General features: G+C 36.7%; 16 protein-coding genes, 2 tRNA genes and 1 pseudogene. 4 read left to right on the forward strand and 15 right to left on the reverse strand.

Translation table 11 applies throughout. The features are described 5' to 3' along the window. The 3 genes and pseudogenes from ACPYKA_RS08800 to dapF form a co-directional block, all read right to left on the reverse strand. Nucleotides 1–117: pseudogene (locus ACPYKA_RS08800) on the reverse strand (KamA family radical SAM protein); the annotation flags it as partial. A 478-nt stretch (nucleotides 118–595) separates the two neighbouring features. Beyond that, nucleotides 596–1,825 (reverse strand): dicarboxylate/amino acid:cation symporter, encoded by a 1,230-nt coding sequence (locus tag ACPYKA_RS08805; RefSeq protein WP_479541939.1) that lies wholly within the window; start codon nucleotides 1,823–1,825, stop codon nucleotides 596–598. Between the two features lie 28 nt (nucleotides 1,826–1,853). Beyond that, a complete protein-coding gene (gene dapF, locus ACPYKA_RS08810) occupies nucleotides 1,854–2,681 on the reverse strand; it encodes a diaminopimelate epimerase (protein ID WP_479541940.1) in 828 nt (275 codons plus the stop codon). Nucleotides 2,682–3,121: 440 nt separating this feature from the next. On the opposite strand from dapF, the gene ACPYKA_RS08815 reads away from it, so the two are divergent. The 3 genes from ACPYKA_RS08815 (at nucleotide 3,122) to ACPYKA_RS08825 (ending at nucleotide 7,837) form a co-directional block, all read left to right on the forward strand. Next, nucleotides 3,122–5,017 (forward strand): PrkA family serine protein kinase, encoded by a 1,896-nt coding sequence (locus tag ACPYKA_RS08815; RefSeq protein ID WP_479541941.1) that lies wholly within the window; start codon nucleotides 3,122–3,124, stop codon nucleotides 5,015–5,017. A 136-nt stretch (nucleotides 5,018–5,153) separates the two neighbouring features. Then, nucleotides 5,154–6,323 carry a sporulation protein YhbH gene (gene yhbH, locus ACPYKA_RS08820; RefSeq protein ID WP_479541942.1) on the forward strand — a complete coding sequence of 390 codons (1,170 nt, stop codon included), beginning with the start codon at nucleotides 5,154–5,156 and terminating at the stop codon, nucleotides 6,321–6,323. A gap of 110 nt (nucleotides 6,324–6,433) precedes the next feature. Further along, on the forward strand, nucleotides 6,434–7,837 hold the full coding sequence (locus tag ACPYKA_RS08825) for a SpoVR family protein (RefSeq protein ID WP_479541953.1): 1,404 nt from the start codon (nucleotides 6,434–6,436) through the stop codon (nucleotides 7,835–7,837). 158 nt (nucleotides 7,838–7,995) lie between these two features. On the opposite strand, the gene ACPYKA_RS08830 is transcribed toward ACPYKA_RS08825, so the two are convergent. From ACPYKA_RS08830 to racE, 12 genes are all read right to left on the reverse strand, one after another. Further along, nucleotides 7,996–8,268, reverse strand: coding sequence for a hypothetical protein (locus ACPYKA_RS08830; RefSeq protein WP_479541943.1), 273 nt, complete (start codon nucleotides 8,266–8,268; stop codon nucleotides 7,996–7,998). A gap of 370 nt (nucleotides 8,269–8,638) precedes the next feature. After that, a complete protein-coding gene (locus ACPYKA_RS08835; RefSeq protein WP_479541944.1) occupies nucleotides 8,639–8,974 on the reverse strand; it encodes a zinc ribbon domain-containing protein YjdM in 336 nt (111 codons plus the stop codon). A gap of 955 nt (nucleotides 8,975–9,929) precedes the next feature. Next, nucleotides 9,930–10,424: a spore coat protein GerQ gene (gene gerQ / locus ACPYKA_RS08840; RefSeq protein WP_479541945.1), complete on the reverse strand. Its 495-nt coding sequence runs from the start codon at nucleotides 10,422–10,424 to the stop codon at nucleotides 9,930–9,932. A 12-nt stretch (nucleotides 10,425–10,436) separates the two neighbouring features. Further along, nucleotides 10,437–10,868 carry a cell wall hydrolase gene (locus ACPYKA_RS08845; protein WP_479541946.1) on the reverse strand — a complete coding sequence of 144 codons (432 nt, stop codon included), beginning with the start codon at nucleotides 10,866–10,868 and terminating at the stop codon, nucleotides 10,437–10,439. Between the two features lie 337 nt (nucleotides 10,869–11,205). Continuing rightward, nucleotides 11,206–13,503, reverse strand: coding sequence for a transglycosylase domain-containing protein (locus ACPYKA_RS08850; protein WP_479541947.1), 2,298 nt, complete (start codon nucleotides 13,501–13,503; stop codon nucleotides 11,206–11,208). 306 nt (nucleotides 13,504–13,809) lie between these two features. After that, nucleotides 13,810–13,883, reverse strand: a tRNA-Arg gene (locus tag ACPYKA_RS08855). Nucleotides 13,884–13,890: 7 nt separating this feature from the next. After that, nucleotides 13,891–13,964 (reverse strand) — tRNA-Gly (locus ACPYKA_RS08860). 72 nt (nucleotides 13,965–14,036) lie between these two features. Beyond that, nucleotides 14,037–14,558, reverse strand: a complete 522-nt coding sequence (locus ACPYKA_RS08865; RefSeq protein ID WP_479541948.1) for a metallophosphoesterase — start codon at nucleotides 14,556–14,558, stop codon at nucleotides 14,037–14,039. Further along, complete coding sequence (locus tag ACPYKA_RS08870) at nucleotides 14,551–15,168, reverse strand: XTP/dITP diphosphatase (protein WP_479541949.1); 618 nt, start codon at nucleotides 15,166–15,168, stop codon at nucleotides 14,551–14,553. Before ACPYKA_RS08870 ends, ACPYKA_RS08865 begins: the two co-directional genes overlap by 8 nt. Continuing rightward, a complete protein-coding gene (gene rph / locus ACPYKA_RS08875) occupies nucleotides 15,165–15,923 on the reverse strand; it encodes a ribonuclease PH (RefSeq protein WP_479541950.1) in 759 nt (252 codons plus the stop codon). The genes ACPYKA_RS08870 and rph overlap by 4 nt, the downstream gene beginning before the upstream one ends. 34 nt (nucleotides 15,924–15,957) lie before the next feature. Continuing rightward, nucleotides 15,958–17,025 (reverse strand): GerMN domain-containing protein, encoded by a 1,068-nt coding sequence (locus ACPYKA_RS08880; protein ID WP_479541951.1) that lies wholly within the window; start codon nucleotides 17,023–17,025, stop codon nucleotides 15,958–15,960. A 97-nt stretch (nucleotides 17,026–17,122) separates the two neighbouring features. Next, entirely contained in the window at nucleotides 17,123–17,935 is an 813-nt protein-coding gene (racE, locus tag ACPYKA_RS08885) for a glutamate racemase (protein WP_479541952.1), read from the reverse strand. Nucleotides 17,936–18,148: 213 nt separating this feature from the next. Between racE and ACPYKA_RS08890 the strand changes: the two genes are divergently transcribed. Next, nucleotides 18,149–18,343, forward strand: coding sequence for a helix-turn-helix domain-containing protein (locus ACPYKA_RS08890; protein ID WP_336263916.1), 195 nt, complete (start codon nucleotides 18,149–18,151; stop codon nucleotides 18,341–18,343). Nucleotides 18,344–18,371 lie beyond the last annotated feature (28 nt).

The raw sequence follows: 18,371 nt of genomic DNA on the forward strand, positions 1-18,371 counted from the left end.
ATAATAATCATTTACCCGAAAGACAAACTTGTCTGTAATCGCTTTTAATTTTTCACGCTCTTCTTCAGGTATTTGTGTGATTTGATCAATGTCCGTAATATACCTTGGTTGTGCCATGAATCAATCTCCTCCATCATTAAATTTTGTTAGCTGTTTCCTTTTTTCACAACAATTTGTCGCAAATAAGCTAATACTTGACAAAAGATTTACAAGAACCTTTTAATCTATCAATCAAGTAAAGAAACAGAATATTACAAGTCCTTATAATGAACATACCATATAACGACAGATTGTTCAAACAAGCTTTTGATTCTTTACATATTCGACATAACTTTGTCAAAAATACTCAACCGAAAAGTTATCATACATTTAATTGTGTACTATAAATTACTTTTGAAATTTCAATTATGAAAAAAATGTTTTCAGCTCCCATTCTTTGTCGTACTTCCTATACCTATATGAATTAGTGACATCCCCCACTTAGAGCGTAACTGATCGCTTATTATTAGCATGCATTTTTACTAGTGAGGAATGTGCACTTTTTAGATTCGGCTTTTTATAAAATTTGGTCTATCTTAGCCTCCCTAAACACTCCTTATTCGACCTCCGCTACTTCTATCCATTCTTTCCCATCCAAATGTCTCGTCACTACCATACTCGCCACGGTATCACCAGTTGAGTTTACCATCGTCGCTGGCGGATCCACGACAACACCAATAGCTGAAATAATCGGTAATGCTTGAATCGGCAGTCCATATAAAGTTACAATCATCATTTCCCCAATAAAACCGCCACCTGGAATTCCACTCATTACAATACCCGATAATAAACATATTCCAATTGCTGTAATGAATGTGCCAATCCCTGAAAAGTCCATATTAAATACTCCAAATACAAAAGCAATTTTTAACATGGCAGATAGACAAGACCCGTCCATATGAATTGTTGCACCAAGCGGTAAAACTGTCTCGCGAATATCCTTTGGCACACCGATTCGCTGCGCTGCCTGTAAATTCACTGGTATAGTTGCTACACTGCTTCCAGTTCCTAGTGCTGTTGCAGCAGGAGCTAATATATTTTTCCAAAAACGGATGATCCCTTCCTTTCCACCAGCAATAAAAGCATAAAATGTAAATCCAATAAAGAAATATAAGATTGAAACAGGATAATAAATAATAATTGCTTTTGCATAATCCCCTATCAACGCAGTTCCAAATTCACCGATTAGTGAGGCAAAATAAGCACCTAATCCGATCGGGGCATAATACATAATAATTTGTACTACTTTCATAAATACTTCAGAGCCACCTGATAAAAATTTAGCAAATGGCCTTCCTTGTTCCCCAACTAATCCGGTCGATACACCAACAAGAACGGAGAAAATAATTAATGCGAGCATATTAGATCTCGAAAATAAATCGACAAATTCTGGTACTGTAAATGTATTTACGAGCTGTTCCGATAATGTAACACTTTCTACATCGTCCGGAGTTTCTAAAGGAATATCAACACCTCCGCCCGGAGAGAACAAAAGAATTGCAACTAGCATAAATACGGAAGAGATAATTCCCGTCAAAATAAAAACCGTCATCATTGAGCCCATTATTTTCCCTAGTCTTCTCATACTATCCATATTAGCAATTGCTGATGAAATAGAAAAAAAGACGAGAGGAATAACGACCATAAATAATAAATTAATAAAAATATCTCCTAGTGGTTTGATGACGTTAGCTTTTTCGCCAAATACTAAACCAATAATAGAGCCTATAATAATGGATGTTAATAAAATAATAGGAAACCGATAAGCTTGCAATTTATCTTTCATATTCACAACTCCTCGCATATTTATATTTTTAAAACACTTCGTTAAGCGTCCCTTCATAAACAATAACCGCATTGCCGGTTAGCGAAATATGTTCAATTCTGTCTTGATCGATTGTAAAATTAATCAATAGATCTCCTCCCCTTGTTTTGACTTGAACAGGTGGTTTTGTTTTATGTAAAACTGTAGAAATAATTGCCGAGGCAGTTGCCCCTGATCCACATGCGAACGTTTCCTCCTCCACCCCTCTCTCGTATGTTCTCACGCTAATTTGATGTTTGTTATCAATTTGAACAATATTTACATTGGTCCCTTTCGGAAAATTTTTATGATTTCTTATACGGCTTGCCCACTGAATGAACTTTTCATCACTTATCTGAACTATTTTTTCCCTATAAACAATGGTATGAGGAACACCGACAGAACCGAAATGATAACAGATCGCTTCTTTATCAAGTAACAATGTTTGATGAAACAAAATATCTTTCATATCAATTGGAGGAAAAAAGATTTTTACGTTTCCATCCGCCAAAATTTTCGCTTTATACTCACCATCTAACGTATCAAACGACATGTTTTTATCGACGATACCGTTTACATATGCAAATCGGGCAATACAGCGAGCGCCATTTCCACACATCTCTCCTTCTGATCCATCGGCATTAAAATAACGTAAGGTAAAATCAGCTGTATTAGATTTTTCCACGAACATTACCCCATTTGCACCAATGTTAAATTTCCTTTCACAGATCCTTTTAATAAATTTGGGCAGGTTTTTATGTTCCAAAATATTATTGCGATTATCAAATATAATAAAATCATTCCCACAACCATGCATCTTTGTAAAATTTAGTTTCACACTGACCTCCTAAAATTGTTTATTTGTTTTTATTGTACATCCCCAATGACACCAAAACAATTGTATTTTAAAAAGATTATTAATATTTTCATTGATGCTTAGGAAATTATAAAATTCTTTAGCTATGGATAGGTTTCGTTGCCAGAATAGCCACGTCCGGCTCCTAGCGTCTAGTGTGCTTCCTTCACCTCACGACACGATAAAGAAGACTTGCCGATTGGCTTTAGACAGAGGCTTAGTCGCCCTTATGCCCTTGGGCGAAAGTCAACATCGATTCCCTTTGGTCGCCGTGTTTCCTTTATCTCCTACGGTTCAGTCCAGCACATACGCCGCTAAACGGGCGCTTGCGCGTTGTTCATTATAAGAAAGCTACATACTTGCATCAATACCTTTCCTTTTGCATAAGCTGTATAAACCTCGATTAGGTGGAGGGATGAAAAATGGATATTTTAAATAAGCTAAAAAGTCACCGTGAAGAAGAAGAGAGGTTAAAATGGGAAGGTACGTTTGCTGAGTATTTAGAAATTGTTAAACAGCAGCCCGAGGTTGCTCAAACTGCCCACTCACGAGTTTACAATATGATCAAAAGTGCTGGAATCACCGTAAAAAATGGCGAGAAAGCATATAACTTTTTTGGCGAAGAAATATTCGGACTTGAAGATGCCATGGAAAAGCTAGTAGAAGAATATTTTCATCCAGCGGCGAAAAGACTTGATGTAAAAAAACGAATTCTTTTATTGATGGGACCAGTAAGTGGTGGTAAGTCAACCATTGTAACACTATTAAAACGAGGCCTTGAAAACTATACCCGAACAGACGAAGGTGCGGTTTATGCAATTAAAGGTTGCCCGATGCATGAAGACCCGCTTCATCTCATTCCAAATCATTTACGAGATGATTTTTACGAAGAATATGGTATTCAGATTGAAGGAAGTTTATCCCCTTTAAATACGATGCGCTTAGAAACAGAGTATAATGGCCGGATAGAGGATGTCATGGTTGAAAGGATTTTCTTTTCAGAAGACAAACGAGTTGGCATTGGAACGTTCAGTCCATCAGACCCCAAGTCTCAAGATATCGCCGATTTAACCGGCAGTATCGATTTTTCTACTATAGCAGAATATGGTTCAGAATCAGACCCAAGAGCATACCGTTTTGACGGAGAATTAAATAAAGCCAATCGAGGGATGATGGAATTTCAAGAAATGCTAAAATGTGATGAGAAATTTTTATGGCATTTATTATCATTAACCCAAGAAGGAAATTTTAAAGCAGGCAGATTCGCGCTCATTTCAGCGGATGAACTTATTGTCGCTCATACGAACGAAGCTGAATATCGAGCATTTATTTCCAATAAGAAAAATGAAGCTCTCCACTCTAGGATTATCGTTATGCCGATACCTTATAACTTAAAAGTTAGTGATGAAGAACGCATTTACAATAAAATGATTCGACAAAGTGATATGAAAGATATTCATATTGCGCCACACGCGTTAAAGGTAGCAGCTATTTTTTCAGTGTTAACTAGACTGAAAAAACCTAAAAAACAAGGGATTGATTTAATTAAAAAAATGCGCTTATATGACGGAGAAAATATTGAAGATGGAAATAAAATTAATGTAGACGAATTGAAAAATGAATTTCCTGATGAAGGGCTAACTGGTATTGATCCCCGATATGTCATTAATCGGATTTCTTCTGCTATCATTCGAAAAGAAGTAAAATCAATCAATGCACTTGATGTTTTACGTTCTTTAAAAGAAGGATTAGACCAACACCCTTCTATTACGCAGGAGGATAAGGAAGAATATTTAAATTATATTGCTGTAGCAAGAAAGGAATACGATGAAATTGCCAAGAAAGAAGTACAAAAAGCATTCGTCTACTCCTACGAAGAATCAGCAAAAACATTGATGGACAATTATCTCGATAATGTTGAAGCATACTGTAACAACAATAAATTAAAAGATCCTTTAACTGGAGAAGAAATGAGTCCAAATGAAAAATTAATGCGTTCCATTGAAGAACAAATTGGGATTTCAGAAAATGCTAAAAAGGCTTTCCGTGAAGAAATTTTAATCCGGATTTCCGTATACGCTAGAAAAGGTAAAAAGTTTGATTATAATTCCCATCAACGATTAAAAGAAGCGATTCAGAAAAAATTATTTGCAGACCTAAAAGATGTCGTTAAAATAACGACAACATCTAAAACTCCTGATGAGTCACAGCTAAAGAAAATTAATGAAGTAATTGCAAGACTGATAGATGAACATGGATACAATTCCGTCTCGGCCAATGAACTATTGCAGTATGTTGGAAGTTTATTAAATCGGTAACTTGACAGAAAAACAAGGCTAGTTCGTTACGAAGTCTTGTTTTTCTTTTTATTACCCTAGATAGATGTTTATTGACAATAATTTCATTCCCTATGCATAGAATATAACAACTTATTAATAGTAGGAGGGAGAAAAAATGGATGAAAAAGATAGTTTTGTCATCTCCCAAGATAACTGGTCCCTCCACCGTAAAGGGTATCAAGACCAGCAACGTCACATGGATAAAGTAAAAGATGCGATTAAAAACAACTTACCAGATTTGATTAGTGAAGAAAGCATTGTTACATCGGACGGTCGAGATATCATTAAAATACCAATCCGTTCTTTAGATGAGTATAAAATACGATATAATCATGAAAAATCTAAACATGTTGGCCAAGGAGACGGAGACAGCAATATTGGAGACGTTGTTGCTCAAGACCCAGATCAAGCTTCTGGCCAAGGAAGTGGACCAGGTAAAGGTAAAAATGCCGGAGATGAACCTGGCGTTGATTATTATGAAGCTGAAGTTTCTATAGCGGAAATTGAAGGTATTCTTTTCAATGAATTAGAATTACCAAATTTAAAAGAAAAAGAGTCAAATGAAATTAAAACAAGCAAAATTGAATTTAATGATATACGGAAAAAAGGACTGATGGGTAATATCGATAAAAAACGAACGATATTATCCGCCTTAAAAAGAAACGCGACGGAAGGTAAAGCAACCATCGCACCAATTTCAAACGATGATTTACGTTTTAAAACTTGGAATGAAGAAATAAAACATGAATCAAATGCCGTTGTACTAGCGATGATGGATACTAGTGGCTCTATGGGAAATTTCGAAAAATATATGTCTAGAAGTTTCTTCTTTTGGATGACTAGATTTCTGCGTACTAAATATGAATCCGTAGATATTGCATTTATTGCCCATCATACAAAAGCAAGAGAGGTCACGGAGGAAGAGTTTTTCTATAAAGGCGAAAGTGGTGGAACGATTTGTTCTTCAGCTTATGAAAAAGCATTGGAATTAATTGATGATCGATATAGTCCGAGTAGATATAATATTTACCCATTTCATTTCTCAGATGGCGATAATTTAACTTCCGATAACCCTAATTGTTTAACGCTTATTGAAGAAATAATGGAAGTTGCAAATATGTTCGGATATGGAGAGGTAAATGCATATAGAAGATATTCTACTTTAATGAGTGCCTATCGTAGAATCGATAACCCTAAGTTCAGACATTATATTTTAAAGGAAAAACAGGATGTATACCACGCCTTAAAAAGTTTCTTTCGTAAAGAAGAGGTTACTGTTAATTGAAATCGTCCACATGAAGCCATTTATTTTAATTTGATAACAACTTAGGCCTTCGCCATCTAATATAGCGAATAGCCTAAGTTTTTTACGAAGGAGGAATACCTTTGGATGAAATGAAAGAACTTCATATTGCTATTGAGGAAATCACTGAAATCGCCAAAGGATTTGGACTGGATTTCTTTCCGATGCGATATGAAATTTGTCCTGCTGATATCATTTATACATTCGGTGCTTATGGAATGCCGACAAGATTTACCCATTGGAGTTTTGGCAAACAATTTCATAAAATGAAACTTCATTATGATTTAGGCCTCAGTCAAATTTATGAGCTTGTCATTAATTCAAATCCTTGTTATGCATTTTTACTCGACACAAATAGTTTAATTCAAAACAAACTAATCATTGCCCACGTACTTGCACACAGTGATTTTTTTAAAAATAATGTGCGATTTTCCAATACAAGACGCGATATGGTCGATAGCATGTCAGCAACTGCAGAACGAATTGCTCATTATGAAATGATTCATGGAAAAGAAGAGGTCGAAAAATTTCTTGATGCCGTTTTGTCGATTCAGGAGCATATCGATCCATCCATTACAAGAGCAAAGCGGAGAACTCAACAAACAGAACAGTCAAACGAAACTGCGAGTACCAAACCAAAAACACCGTATGACGATTTATGGGGATTAGATGAACAAGTAGCCGAGAAGGAACCAAAAAAACAAGAGAAAAAAATTCCTCCAAAGCCGGAAAAGGATTTATTATTATTTATTGAGGCACATAGCCGTCATTTAGATGACTGGCAACGGGATATTTTAACGATGATGCGGGAGGAAATGCTCTACTTTTGGCCTCAGCTGGAAACTAAAATCATGAATGAGGGATGGGCATCTTATTGGCACCAGCGTATTTTACGAGAGATGGATTTAACGGCTGATGAAACCATCGAATTTGCAAAACTGAATGCTGGTGTTGTTCAACCGTCAAAAACGTATATTAACCCATATTATCTTGGGTTAAAAATGTTTGAAGATATCGAGAAAAGATATGATAATCCTACAGAAGAAATGAAAGAAATTGGGGTAACACCTAATTCCGGGCGTAAAAAAATTTTTGAAGTTCGGGAAATAGAGTCGGATACGTCATTTATCCGAAACTATTTAACAAAAGAACTTGTTAAACAAGAAGACATGTATCTTTTCCAAAAACAAGGTAGCGCCTACCGAATTACTGATAAAGAATATGAGGAAGTAAGGGATCAATTAATTACAGCAAGAGTAAATGGCGGTTTCCCATATATTTATGTGGAAGACGGAGATTATTTGCGAAATGGCGAATTATATTTGATCCATAGTTACGAAGGTATAGAATTAGATTTACTCTATTTAGAAAAAGTTCTTTCCTATATTTACGAACTTTGGGGAAGATCCGTCCATTTAGAAACATACGTAGAAGATAAAATCACCCTTTTTTCTTATAACGGTGAAAAACATATGCAGCGAAAATTATATAAATAAAACATTTTTCTACTAGTACCTATAAACTTTTTTATTAAGATTCGAACGGACAAATAATGAATGATATTCCATAAATTAAATCTTAATAAAAAATGGTTGTATGAACAGTAAGAGACTTCAGCAAAAGACGTATTTTTGAGTTTTAGCAAAATGTATCATTATAGATTGATAAGAAAAATAATCTTCTCAATAAAAAGAGCCCTGAAACTAGGGCTCTTTCCAACAAGTTTAGTCGTCAATTTCACGGCATCTACATCTGAAACGATCTCTGTCGCGGTCTCTGTCACGATCTCTATCTCTATCTCGGTCTCTGTCGCGGTCTCTGTCGCGGTCTCTGTCGCGCTCACATCTGTGGCATCCACACCAATGTCTGTCTCTGCCACAGCCTCTGTCACGATCTCTGTCGCGGTCTCTGTCATGATCTCTGTCATGATCTCCTCTTACCCGACGACACTCACAAATAAATCTAACCTCTCTACGTCTTCTCCGATCACGATCATCACACATAAGTGTAACCCCCTAATAAATATTAAAGCCGGCCGACCTTAATAATAATATATGGAGGATTGAAATTTTTGAGTGGACAAACATTCTGATTAATAAGTCTTTTTTTATTAGAAACTTGGCATTCGTTAAGAAAACATGCCCTCATCACTAGAGGTCTGCGTGATGTTAGGCGCAAAAGCCTGTTCTTGGTCACCTTTCTAAAGAGTCATAACTGGCGGTGGCCAGCTGATGTTGCACTTATGATTCGTGAGTGCAAGCCTTATGACGAATTGCCTTATTTTCACTGACCTTCATTTATATCTTTTTAAGAAACTCTGATTTCAATTGCATGTTACCATGGCCGGGTACACGACAGTCAATGTCGTGGTCACCTTCAATTATTCGAATTCCTTTTATATTCGTCCCTTGTTTCACTACTACGGAACTTCCCTTTACTTTTAAATCTTTTATAACGGTGACACTATCTCCATCTTGAAGTTCATTACCATGAGCATCTTTTGTGATTTTTACTGTTTCATCTGTCTTTATTTCGTCTGTCCATTCATGTCCACATTCAGGACATATTTTTAAATGACCGTCTTCATATGTATATTCCGAATTACATTTTGGGCAATTTGGTAACTCTACCATAGAAAACTCCTCCTTTCATTTCTAATCTGTACATAAGTATAACATGTCCCCATTACAATATACCTTTTGGTTAATTATTTTGATTTTCGTTAATAATTAAGAAAGACACGAATTGATGAAATGAGGTTTGTTATTTTGAAAATAATTTTAATTATACTGAGCATAGTTGTTCCAATTGGCATGTATTATTCACATAGAGCGAACTCGAGTTTCGGAAGGTTCTATAACTTCACTGCTATTATATCTGCCATTATTTTCGGTGACATCGCGGCAGTTTCCGTATATCAAATCATCATTGATAAAACTGTCTTTATGACGAAGATCCACGCAATTTTCCTTAATCCGTTCTTTTTAATAACCGGAGCTTATCTCGGAGTTTACGCCGTATACATGTTAATTCTGTTAACAATGAACGATGGAAAAATTAAATTTTAAAGATATGCTTATTCAGCTTGGCAATTCTAAAAAATTCAATCAAAAAATATGCGCTAATGAATCTTGGAGGTTTAGCTAAACATGCTACAAGCTGGAGTCCTTGCATTCATAAGGTTTATAGTCCATATTATATATGAGGTGACTAAATGGCTATTAAGGATAGAACCACCCATTTAATGGTGATGTTTCCGGTAGACTTGGTCAAGAAAATTGAAGAATACAAATCTGATAATCGGATCAGAACAAGAAGTGAAGCAATCAGGATACTGATTAAAATAGGTTTAGAGGACTCCCAAGAATAGGGAGTCTTTTTTAGCAGATAAGAAAACTTTCTTGACTCGCTCACTGGCTAAAAGCTTAGGCGTCCTGGGACTGCACTTTTGTTCGTCCCACCGTAAAGATTTGTCTCAGGCGTAAGTCACTAGCACGTCAATCACCTGTAAGTGCAACTCATACTCTCGCCAAGGATTGGCGATAAGCCAAGTTTTCCAATTTTTACTAATAAATTATTGACACTACACTAACGAGGGGAATAAGTAGCCATTTGCCCGAGAGGACTACGGTATTCAATTTCCTCTTCAAATGTTACATAATTAAGATATACCATTAAAAGTAAATACCTCATTCCTGTTTGTGGGTCACTAAGTATGATGTGATCCCGACCCGCCGCTTCAATAATCCCTGTAAACACTTGAGGAGTTCTCGTTCCACCTTCTCCATCAAATGACATGTAAACGGTCGCTAATTTTCCCCTATTTAAACGCAAAATGTTCTCAATATACGATTGCTCGATAGGAAGTTGTCCCGGCGTTTGTATGTTTTGAGTTGGTAAAGTTTGTTCACTACCTTGTGGAAAAGGCATTACAGATGTCATATCTGGCATTTGATTACTTTGATTTGGCATGATTGGCATACCCATCATTTGAGTATTCATGTTTGCTAATCCGCCCTGCCATCCTTGATTTTGCCAAGTTGGCATACATCCTGTAAACATTGGTTGTTGACAACAATACATTACATTTCCTCCTTAAAATGTCGAATAAACTGATGCACATTCAGATTCCGATGGATGATAAAAACAATGGGATTTGAATCTACCAGAATTCCATTGATTGTACCATTGCGCTGGGCATGCTCCTGCTGGCATAAAAAACCATAAAGAATTAGTTGCTGGATGAAAACGATTCCCGTTAATTACCTGTCTGGCTAATCGTATTTCATTGGGACGAGCCCGCTGATAAAAATATCCTTTTTGAGTAGCTTCAAAGCCACCCGGAGATTGGAAAACCATATCTCTGATTGTAGTAATTTGTGAAAAATCTAAACAATCACCTCTAACGCGATTAACACCAACATTTCCGACCATGAGCATTCCAAGATCCCCTTCGCCTTCCGCTTCTGCTCTCATTAATCGCGCTAAAAGCTGCACATCTTCTTCAGTAGCTTGAACTACAGCCAAGACATTCACCCCCATCCTCATTTCCTATGCTATGTTTGGGCAAATGTAAAGGTGCAAGGTTATAATAGGCCAAAACAGAAACATTGTTTCAGAAAATTAATTCGGCAATTTGTTGATTACATACAGTGGAGTTACAGTGAGAGCAGCGACTTTAACATTAATCTGGCAATATCATTGGGCTTTTATATTCAATAAAAAAGAGTGAAATCCTATCATATAGAGATTCCACTCTTTTATCATTATCACATAACTTAGAAAAAGCACTGCAATTTTATAAAGTATCTTTTTCAGCTAATTTATCCTTTAATTCTATTTCATTCCGATTAATTATCGTCTTTTACCCTCCGTTTTCGGCGTCGTTGTCATTATCTTGCTCTCCGACATTATTTTGATCATTTTCTCCATCTTGATCGCTTGGTTCCTCGTCAGGTTCAGACGGTTCTTCATCTTCTTCGTCTTGTTTACCGTCATCGCCGTCGTCAACTTCCTGACCTTCATCTTCTTCTTTTTCTTCTTGATTCTCGTCTTCCTGTTCTTCGTATTCTTCTTCCTCTTCGTCTACTTGTTCATCCTGTTCTTCTTCTATCTGCTTCTGATCAGAAGAGTCTGATGGCACCTCCGGAGGTGTTGCTGGTTCAGCCCCGCGCACCATTAGTTCCGAACCGATAGAAATAACTGAGTCCGGCTGCACGAAATCTTTGACATCTGATGACGACACCTCAGACATTAATTCGCGGAAAAGATGTTTGGCAATATCCTGCGTACCATCATATTTAATGTACTGGACATCCCCATTTTCATTCTTCATCGATGGGTACCCCGTCCAAACAGTTAGTGAATATTCAGTGGTATAACCAGAAAACCATGAATCACGCAGACCATCGGCAATACCATATTTTTCACGATCCGTTTGATCAATATTTGTTGATCCTGTTTTTCCAGCGACAGGAATCCCCTCAATATTAGCTTGCATTCCGGTACCACTTGCCATGACTGTCTTAAGCATATCCGTAATCATATAAGCCGTATAGTCCTCCATGGCCTTCTCAGAAATCACATTAGGTTCCCATTCTTTACCGTTAGGAAAAACAACCTTTTTAACGGCGGAAGGTTCATTATACGTCCCCCCATTTCCAAATGCAGCATAGGCCGCCGCCATCTGCAATGGAGACACACCATCAAAACCACCGATAGCAGCTGACTCATAAATCGGATCAATCTCAATGCCAACTCCTGCAGCAAATGCCTGAGCCTTATCTGCTCCCACGGCTTGAAATGCCTTTAACGCAGGGATATTTCTTGACCATTCTAGCGCCCTACGAATCGAAACGCTACCCCAGTACTTACCATCCCACTCATTAATCGGTGTTCCATCACTGTATTCATATGGCTCATCTGTCAAGATATGTGACGTAGACCACTTTAAGTGTTCGATGGCCGGTCCGTAATCGAGAATCGGTTTAATCGTTGATCCTGGATGATGCTTAATATTGGATCCGTAGTTAGAATAGCGAATGGCCTTAAAATTTCTTCCTCCGCCAATCGCTTTAATAGCACCTGTCTCCGTATCAACTAACGAAATACCAGCTTCAAAATCATCATCTGGATAAGCAATATTTTCCGAATGAAGCAAATCGTACGTAGCTTGTTGCGCATCAGAATCAAGATGTGTATATATTTCCAAGCCACCTTGGAAAAATTCCTCTTCTGAAACAATCTTTTCTTCTTTTACTAACTGGTCATAAACAGCATCAACATAAGCATTATAAGGATTATCATTCGCCTGCTTTTCCTCTTCTTTTAAAATGATATCAGCAACCAACTCCTCTTTAGCTTTAGCTACCTCCTCTTTGTTAATAAACCCATTGTCTACCATTGACTGCAAAACCTTATCGCGTCTTTCTTCTGCCTTGTCGGGATGCTTGAATGGATCTGTCGCACTTGGTGAATTAGGTAAACCAGCGAGAAGAGCAGCCTGAGAGATGCTTAATTGAGAAAGATCTTCTTCACCAAAATAAGTCACCGCTGCCGTCTTAATCCCATAAGCCCCATGACCGTAATACACATTATTTAAATACAGTTCAAGAATCTCATCTTTCGAGTATTTCTTTTCCAACTTCAGGGCAAGCCACGCTTCCTGCACCTTTCGTTTCAGCGTTTTTTCCGGACTTAGAACGGTTCGTTTAATAACCTGTTGGGTAAGCGTAGAACCACCTTCCGCACCCCAACCATTTTTAATATTACTGCGAGCCGCACCCAGTAAACGACGCCAATCAATCCCGTTATGATCATAAAACCGTTTATCTTCAATCGAAATAATTGCAGCCTTCATCACATCTGGCACCTCATCAATCGAAACATTAATCCGGTTTTCTTCTTGAAATAAAGTATCAACCTGTTTTCCATCATCATCATAAATGCGTGTAGATTGCGGCATTTGTAGATTGCTTTCCTTCAGTTCCGGTGCATCACTAATCATAACAGCAACCGTTACTGCACCTCCACCAACAATAAGAGCAAAAGTTATACCCAAACTTAATAAAAGGACCTTCCACCAACTTCTCTTATGTTGATTGGATTTTTTCCTCTGCTGTCTTTTTTCCACTCTAGATGTATAGTTATTAGACACGTCCATTTCACCCTTATCCTACAAAACTATTAAAATCCCATTCTTTATTATATCGTATTCTGACTGAATAAAGAACTCACGATAGCGCTGAGAACGATTACAAATGAAAAATTGATTCGAAAGCCTCATCCTCAAAAATTTTTGCATCAATGTTCGCTGTGTAAAAAATGGGTAAAATGTTTTAAAATCCAATCGTTTCTAATCGTCATCTGAAATAAAATTAACAGATTAAAAACACCCTTAAACGTTATTATATCAACATTTAAGGGTGTTTTGCTTTTCGTACAATCTTATCAAACTTTTATTACAAAACGTCCCAGGAGCGATTCGAACGCCCGACCGACGGCTTAGAAGGCCGTTGCTCTATCCAGCTGAGCTACTGGGACAAAAAAATGGAGCGGGTGAAGGGAATCGAACCCTCGACATCAGCTTGGAAGGCTGGAGTTTTACCACTAAACTACACCCGCAATTTTTTATTCATTTTTTTCGAACGCAAGAACTATTATATGCATTATTTATTTACTTGTCAACATAAAATGTTAATTTTTTATTGTAAATTTATTATTATAAGGAAAAGTCGCAATTTCCTTACCTTCAACGCTATAAAATGTAACAATTACTTCTAAAGGCTCTTCCCATTCTATAATAACATAACTAGGTACATTAAAATGCTTCGGTAACAGAATGCTCCCTGGATTAATAAAAAGTTGTTCACCTATTTTTTCAGCATAAGCGATATGGGAATGTCCAAAACATACGATATCTGCGTTTACTTCTAATGCTCGATATTGTAATTTTAACAAGGTTGTTTTCACATCAAATAAATGACCATGAGTAATGAAAAAGCGAAGTCCCGCTTTTTCTACAATTAACTCATCTTGAAAATCTCCTTGCCAATCACAATTTCCTTTAACAACTTGATAGCCGTTTAAAGGAGCGGCATCGGCAGTGAGTTCTGAATCTCCACAATGAATATATTCAGAAACTTGATGTCGCTCTTTTATTGTCTCTAGTTCTGATGTAAGTCCGTGACTGTCACTTACAATAAGTACCTTATTCATCTTTTTCACCTGCGTTTATTTCCTCGTTCAACCATGTTTCTAGTTGAATAAGTGCATTAAAACGATGACTTATTTTATTTTTTACACTTTGATCTAATTCCGCCATCGTTTTATTGTACCCATTCGGTATAAAAATTGGATCATATCCAAATCCATTTTCACCTTTTGGTTTCGTTGTAATGACCCCTTCACAAGCACCTTCTTTAAAAATCGTTTTCTCGCCCGGAATAGCCATTGCTAAAACACAAATAAAGCGTGCACTACGCTTTTTTTCTGGCACATCTTCCATTTCTTTTAATACTTTTTCATAATTTAACAGATCATTCGTCGGTTCTCCAGCATATCGTGCGGAATAAACCCCTGGCTTCCCACCAAGTACATCAATCACTAATCCAGAATCATCAGCTAAGACTGGTTTTTCAATCATAGCTGAAATTTGTTCTGCTTTTAATCGTGCATTTTCCTGAAAAGTTGCCCCTGTTTCTTCAACGTCCGGTAACTCGGTATCCAAATCTTTCAAAGACTTTACTTGAATACCATATTGATCAAATAATTGTTTAAATTCCTTTACTTTTCCTTCATTCTTCGTTGCAATAGTAATTTCTTTCACTTTTCTTCTTCTTCCTCATCCGTCTGACTTCCAACTTTTTCAGCCAAATCCCCTAATACTTCTTTTTGTACCGCAAAAAGTTGTTCTATCCCCTCTTGTGCAGCTTCTAACATTAATGCTAATTGATCGTATGAAAATGTTGCTTCCTCTCCAGTTCCTTGAATTTCAACAAATTCACCTGCACCTGTCATAACGATATTCATATCTACATCTGCAGTAGAATCTTGTTCATAATTTAAGTCTAAGTTTATTTCACCGGTTGGAGACACTCCTACTGAAATTGCTGCTAGAAAATCAGTAATTGGAAATGTTTCAATTTTTTCTTCTTCGATTAATTTGTTACAGGCAATCACTAATGCGACGAATGCCCCTGTTATTGAAGCAGTTCGGGTACCCCCGTCAGCTTGGATAACGTCACAATCAATCCAAATTGTACGTTCACCTATAAGGTCAAGATTTACCACAGAACGTAGTGCACGTCCAATCAAACGCTGTATTTCCATTGTTCTTCCACTTACTTTACCGCGAGAAGACTCTCTAATATTTCGCTGTTCTGTTGCTCTTGGCAACATAGCGTATTCGGCTGTAATCCATCCCTTATTTTGTCCTCGCATAAATGGAGGCACTCGATCTTCAATACTTGCATTACAAATTACCCGTGTATTCCCTAATTCAATAAGTACCGACCCTTCAGGATGAGTGACAAAGTTAGGTATTATGTTAATTGGTCTAATATCATGTCTATTGGTATCCATTATTTACACTCCTAATACTACAAAAATTTGACTGTTACATTTTTTCGGATTTAATTATATCGTTTTTGGTTACTGGCTTGTCATAGGTAGTCCCATTTTCACTCACAACTTTATCTATATTTTCTACTTTAATATCAACCGCTTCAACATCCTCTTGTTCGGTAAGCGATCTTACTAATGTTTCAACAACATCATCTGCAATAACTGCTTTTTCTTCATCTTTTAATATTTCTTTACTAAACTCCAATTGTAACACACCATCATTCAAAACGGGTTTAGTTAATAAGGTTGTATTATCATTAAATACATGAAGTCCTTCAATTTCATAAGAAGGGCCTTCCATCAATGCTTCAACAATCGTTGTAAAAACATCTTCGTTATCATCGTTAACGTATTGTGTCATTGGCACAAAATAAAGATTATCATTATATTGTTTTGGATAATGGACAGTAACTACTTTACTATGCATTAAACTAGGTTGATCTTTCACATAAATATTTATACCATTACTCTTAGAATATCCTTCTGAAAGCGGGGTCCCATTCACTGGCATTTCATCTAAATTTTCTCCATTGATCCAAAGCTTTATCTTATTTACACTGTCAAACTGGGTCAATGTATGTGTCATCGCTTGAAGAATCTTTACTTCTTCATCAGCCTCATAATTCTTAAATTCTTCCGACACATCCACAATTAATGTTCCATCTTCCTCTAAGTTCAAACCGATTATTTCGGTGCCAGCAGGTAATACGGCCTGAAATCCATTAGGCAACATTTCAGTCACTGGTCCGTCTTTCACCAAGTATTCAAGCGCTTGAGTTGCGGCCGATTCCGTTTTAGGTAGTTCTAATGTTTGTGGAACCACCATTCCGCTAGCATCGATTAAATACAGTTCTCTTGCCACGGTTTCGTCTGATTCAATGACCTCTTCTTCCTCTTTAGCAGGGTCGTCACCTTCCGTTTCCTCGCCTTCCTCGTCAACGATAGTTACGTCTTCTGGAACATCTACTTCTTCAAAAGTCTGTTCGCCTTTTAAACAGCCTCCTAACAAAAGAACTAAAACAATCAATACTTGTACGTGCAGAAATTTGATCTTTTGCATTAAACACCCTCCCATTGATGGTTGTACTATTATATATACGTCCAAGTTTTCAAATAATGCTAATGATTATGAACGTCTAATGGGAGAATATTAAAATTTACAAAACTATTTTTTCAAATTTCATTTTGTTCATTTCACATAAACTTTTCTTAAATATAGACAGATAGATTTTCTTAAAAACATCCATATCTCCTGTCGTATAAAAGCCATGATTTGGTTCACGATTGTATTTATATAAAAGTTGATTTATCTCTAAAATGACACTTGTTTCCCTTGCTGTTTCTGCACTAGAAGAAATGGTTTGAACAGTTTTTCCCATTACCTCTTGGATTGTTTCCTCAAGTAATGGATAATGCGTGCATCCTAAAACAAGCGTATCAATACTGTTTGACAACTTTAACGGAAACAATGTATCCTCAACAACCTTTTTCGCTCGTTCTCCTGAAATTATACCTTTTTCTACCATTGGCACAAATAACGGGCAAGCTAAGGCGGTAACATCTAATTCACTATTTATTTGTAATAACGCTTTTGGATAAGCGTTGCTGTTTATAGTTCCTTCTGTACCGATAATACCAATTTTATTGTTTTTTGTAACCTTTATTGCAGCCCTTGCACCCGGTTGAATGACTCCAATCACAGGAATGTTAAGTTCTTTTTTTAGTTCATCTAACGCAAATGCAGTTGCTGTATTACAAGCAACTACGATCATTTTAATATTTTTAGTTAGTAAAAAGCTTACCATTTCTTTAGTAAATTGAATAACTTCGTGTTTCGGCCGAGGACCATATGGACATCGTAGCGTATCTCCAACATAAATGATTTCCTCATTCGGTAACTGGCGCATTATTTCATAGGCGACAGTAAGTCCTCCAACCCCTGAATCAATTACTCCTATTGCCTGATCCAATTTTTCACCTCATTTGTTTGTGCGAACGTCTCTATTTTACCATAGGAAAATATTTTTTTGGAAAAATAGATGTTCGTCCAAGGCTTTTATACGCACTGATTTTCATTTTTTTCATAAGTTATAGTGACTAAATAATTCCCTTCAGATTGCATCTCAAATGACAGCAAGGAGGGGTACCATTTGAACAACTCAAACGAATATAAGCAGAACAAAATACTAACAAAGAGGGAAAAAGAGGTATTTGAGATACTAGTTCAAGATAAAACAACGAAAGAAATAGCAGAGGAATTATTTATATCAGAAAAAACTGTTCGTAACCATATATCAAACGCAATCCAAAAACTAGGTGTTAAGGGAAGAGCCCAGGCAGTAATTGAACTTATTCGGATGGGAGAATTAAAGTTATAAAACAGAAAACATTTTATAATATACCAAT

The organism is Pseudogracilibacillus amylolyticus (SeqCode) (assembly GCF_051918545.1).
Taxonomy (GTDB): domain Bacteria; phylum Bacillota; class Bacilli; order Bacillales; family Amphibacillaceae; genus Pseudogracilibacillus.

What these genes read in the sequence shown, in the direction of transcription:
- ACPYKA_RS08805 (WP_479541939.1), bottom strand. Translation starts at nt 1,825, where the DNA reads ATGAAAGATAAATTGCAAGCTTATCGGTTTCCTATTATTTTATTAACA.
- ACPYKA_RS08815 (WP_479541941.1), top strand. Translation starts at nt 3,122, where the DNA reads ATGGATATTTTAAATAAGCTAAAAAGTCACCGTGAAGAAGAAGAGAGG.
- yhbH (WP_479541942.1), top strand. Translation starts at nt 5,154, where the DNA reads ATGGATGAAAAAGATAGTTTTGTCATCTCCCAAGATAACTGGTCCCTC.
- ACPYKA_RS08825 (WP_479541953.1), top strand. Translation starts at nt 6,434, where the DNA reads ATGAAAGAACTTCATATTGCTATTGAGGAAATCACTGAAATCGCCAAA.
- ACPYKA_RS08830 (WP_479541943.1), bottom strand. Translation starts at nt 8,268, where the DNA reads ATGACAGAGATCATGACAGAGACCGCGACAGAGATCGTGACAGAGGCT.
- ACPYKA_RS08835 (WP_479541944.1), bottom strand. Translation starts at nt 8,974, where the DNA reads ATGGTAGAGTTACCAAATTGCCCAAAATGTAATTCGGAATATACATAT.
- gerQ (WP_479541945.1), bottom strand. Translation starts at nt 10,424, where the DNA reads ATGTATTGTTGTCAACAACCAATGTTTACAGGATGTATGCCAACTTGG.
- ACPYKA_RS08850 (WP_479541947.1), bottom strand. Translation starts at nt 13,503, where the DNA reads ATGGACGTGTCTAATAACTATACATCTAGAGTGGAAAAAAGACAGCAG.
- ACPYKA_RS08865 (WP_479541948.1), bottom strand. Translation starts at nt 14,558, where the DNA reads ATGAATAAGGTACTTATTGTAAGTGACAGTCACGGACTTACATCAGAA.
- rph (WP_479541950.1), bottom strand. Translation starts at nt 15,923, where the DNA reads ATGGATACCAATAGACATGATATTAGACCAATTAACATAATACCTAAC.
- ACPYKA_RS08880 (WP_479541951.1), bottom strand. Translation starts at nt 17,025, where the DNA reads ATGCAAAAGATCAAATTTCTGCACGTACAAGTATTGATTGTTTTAGTT.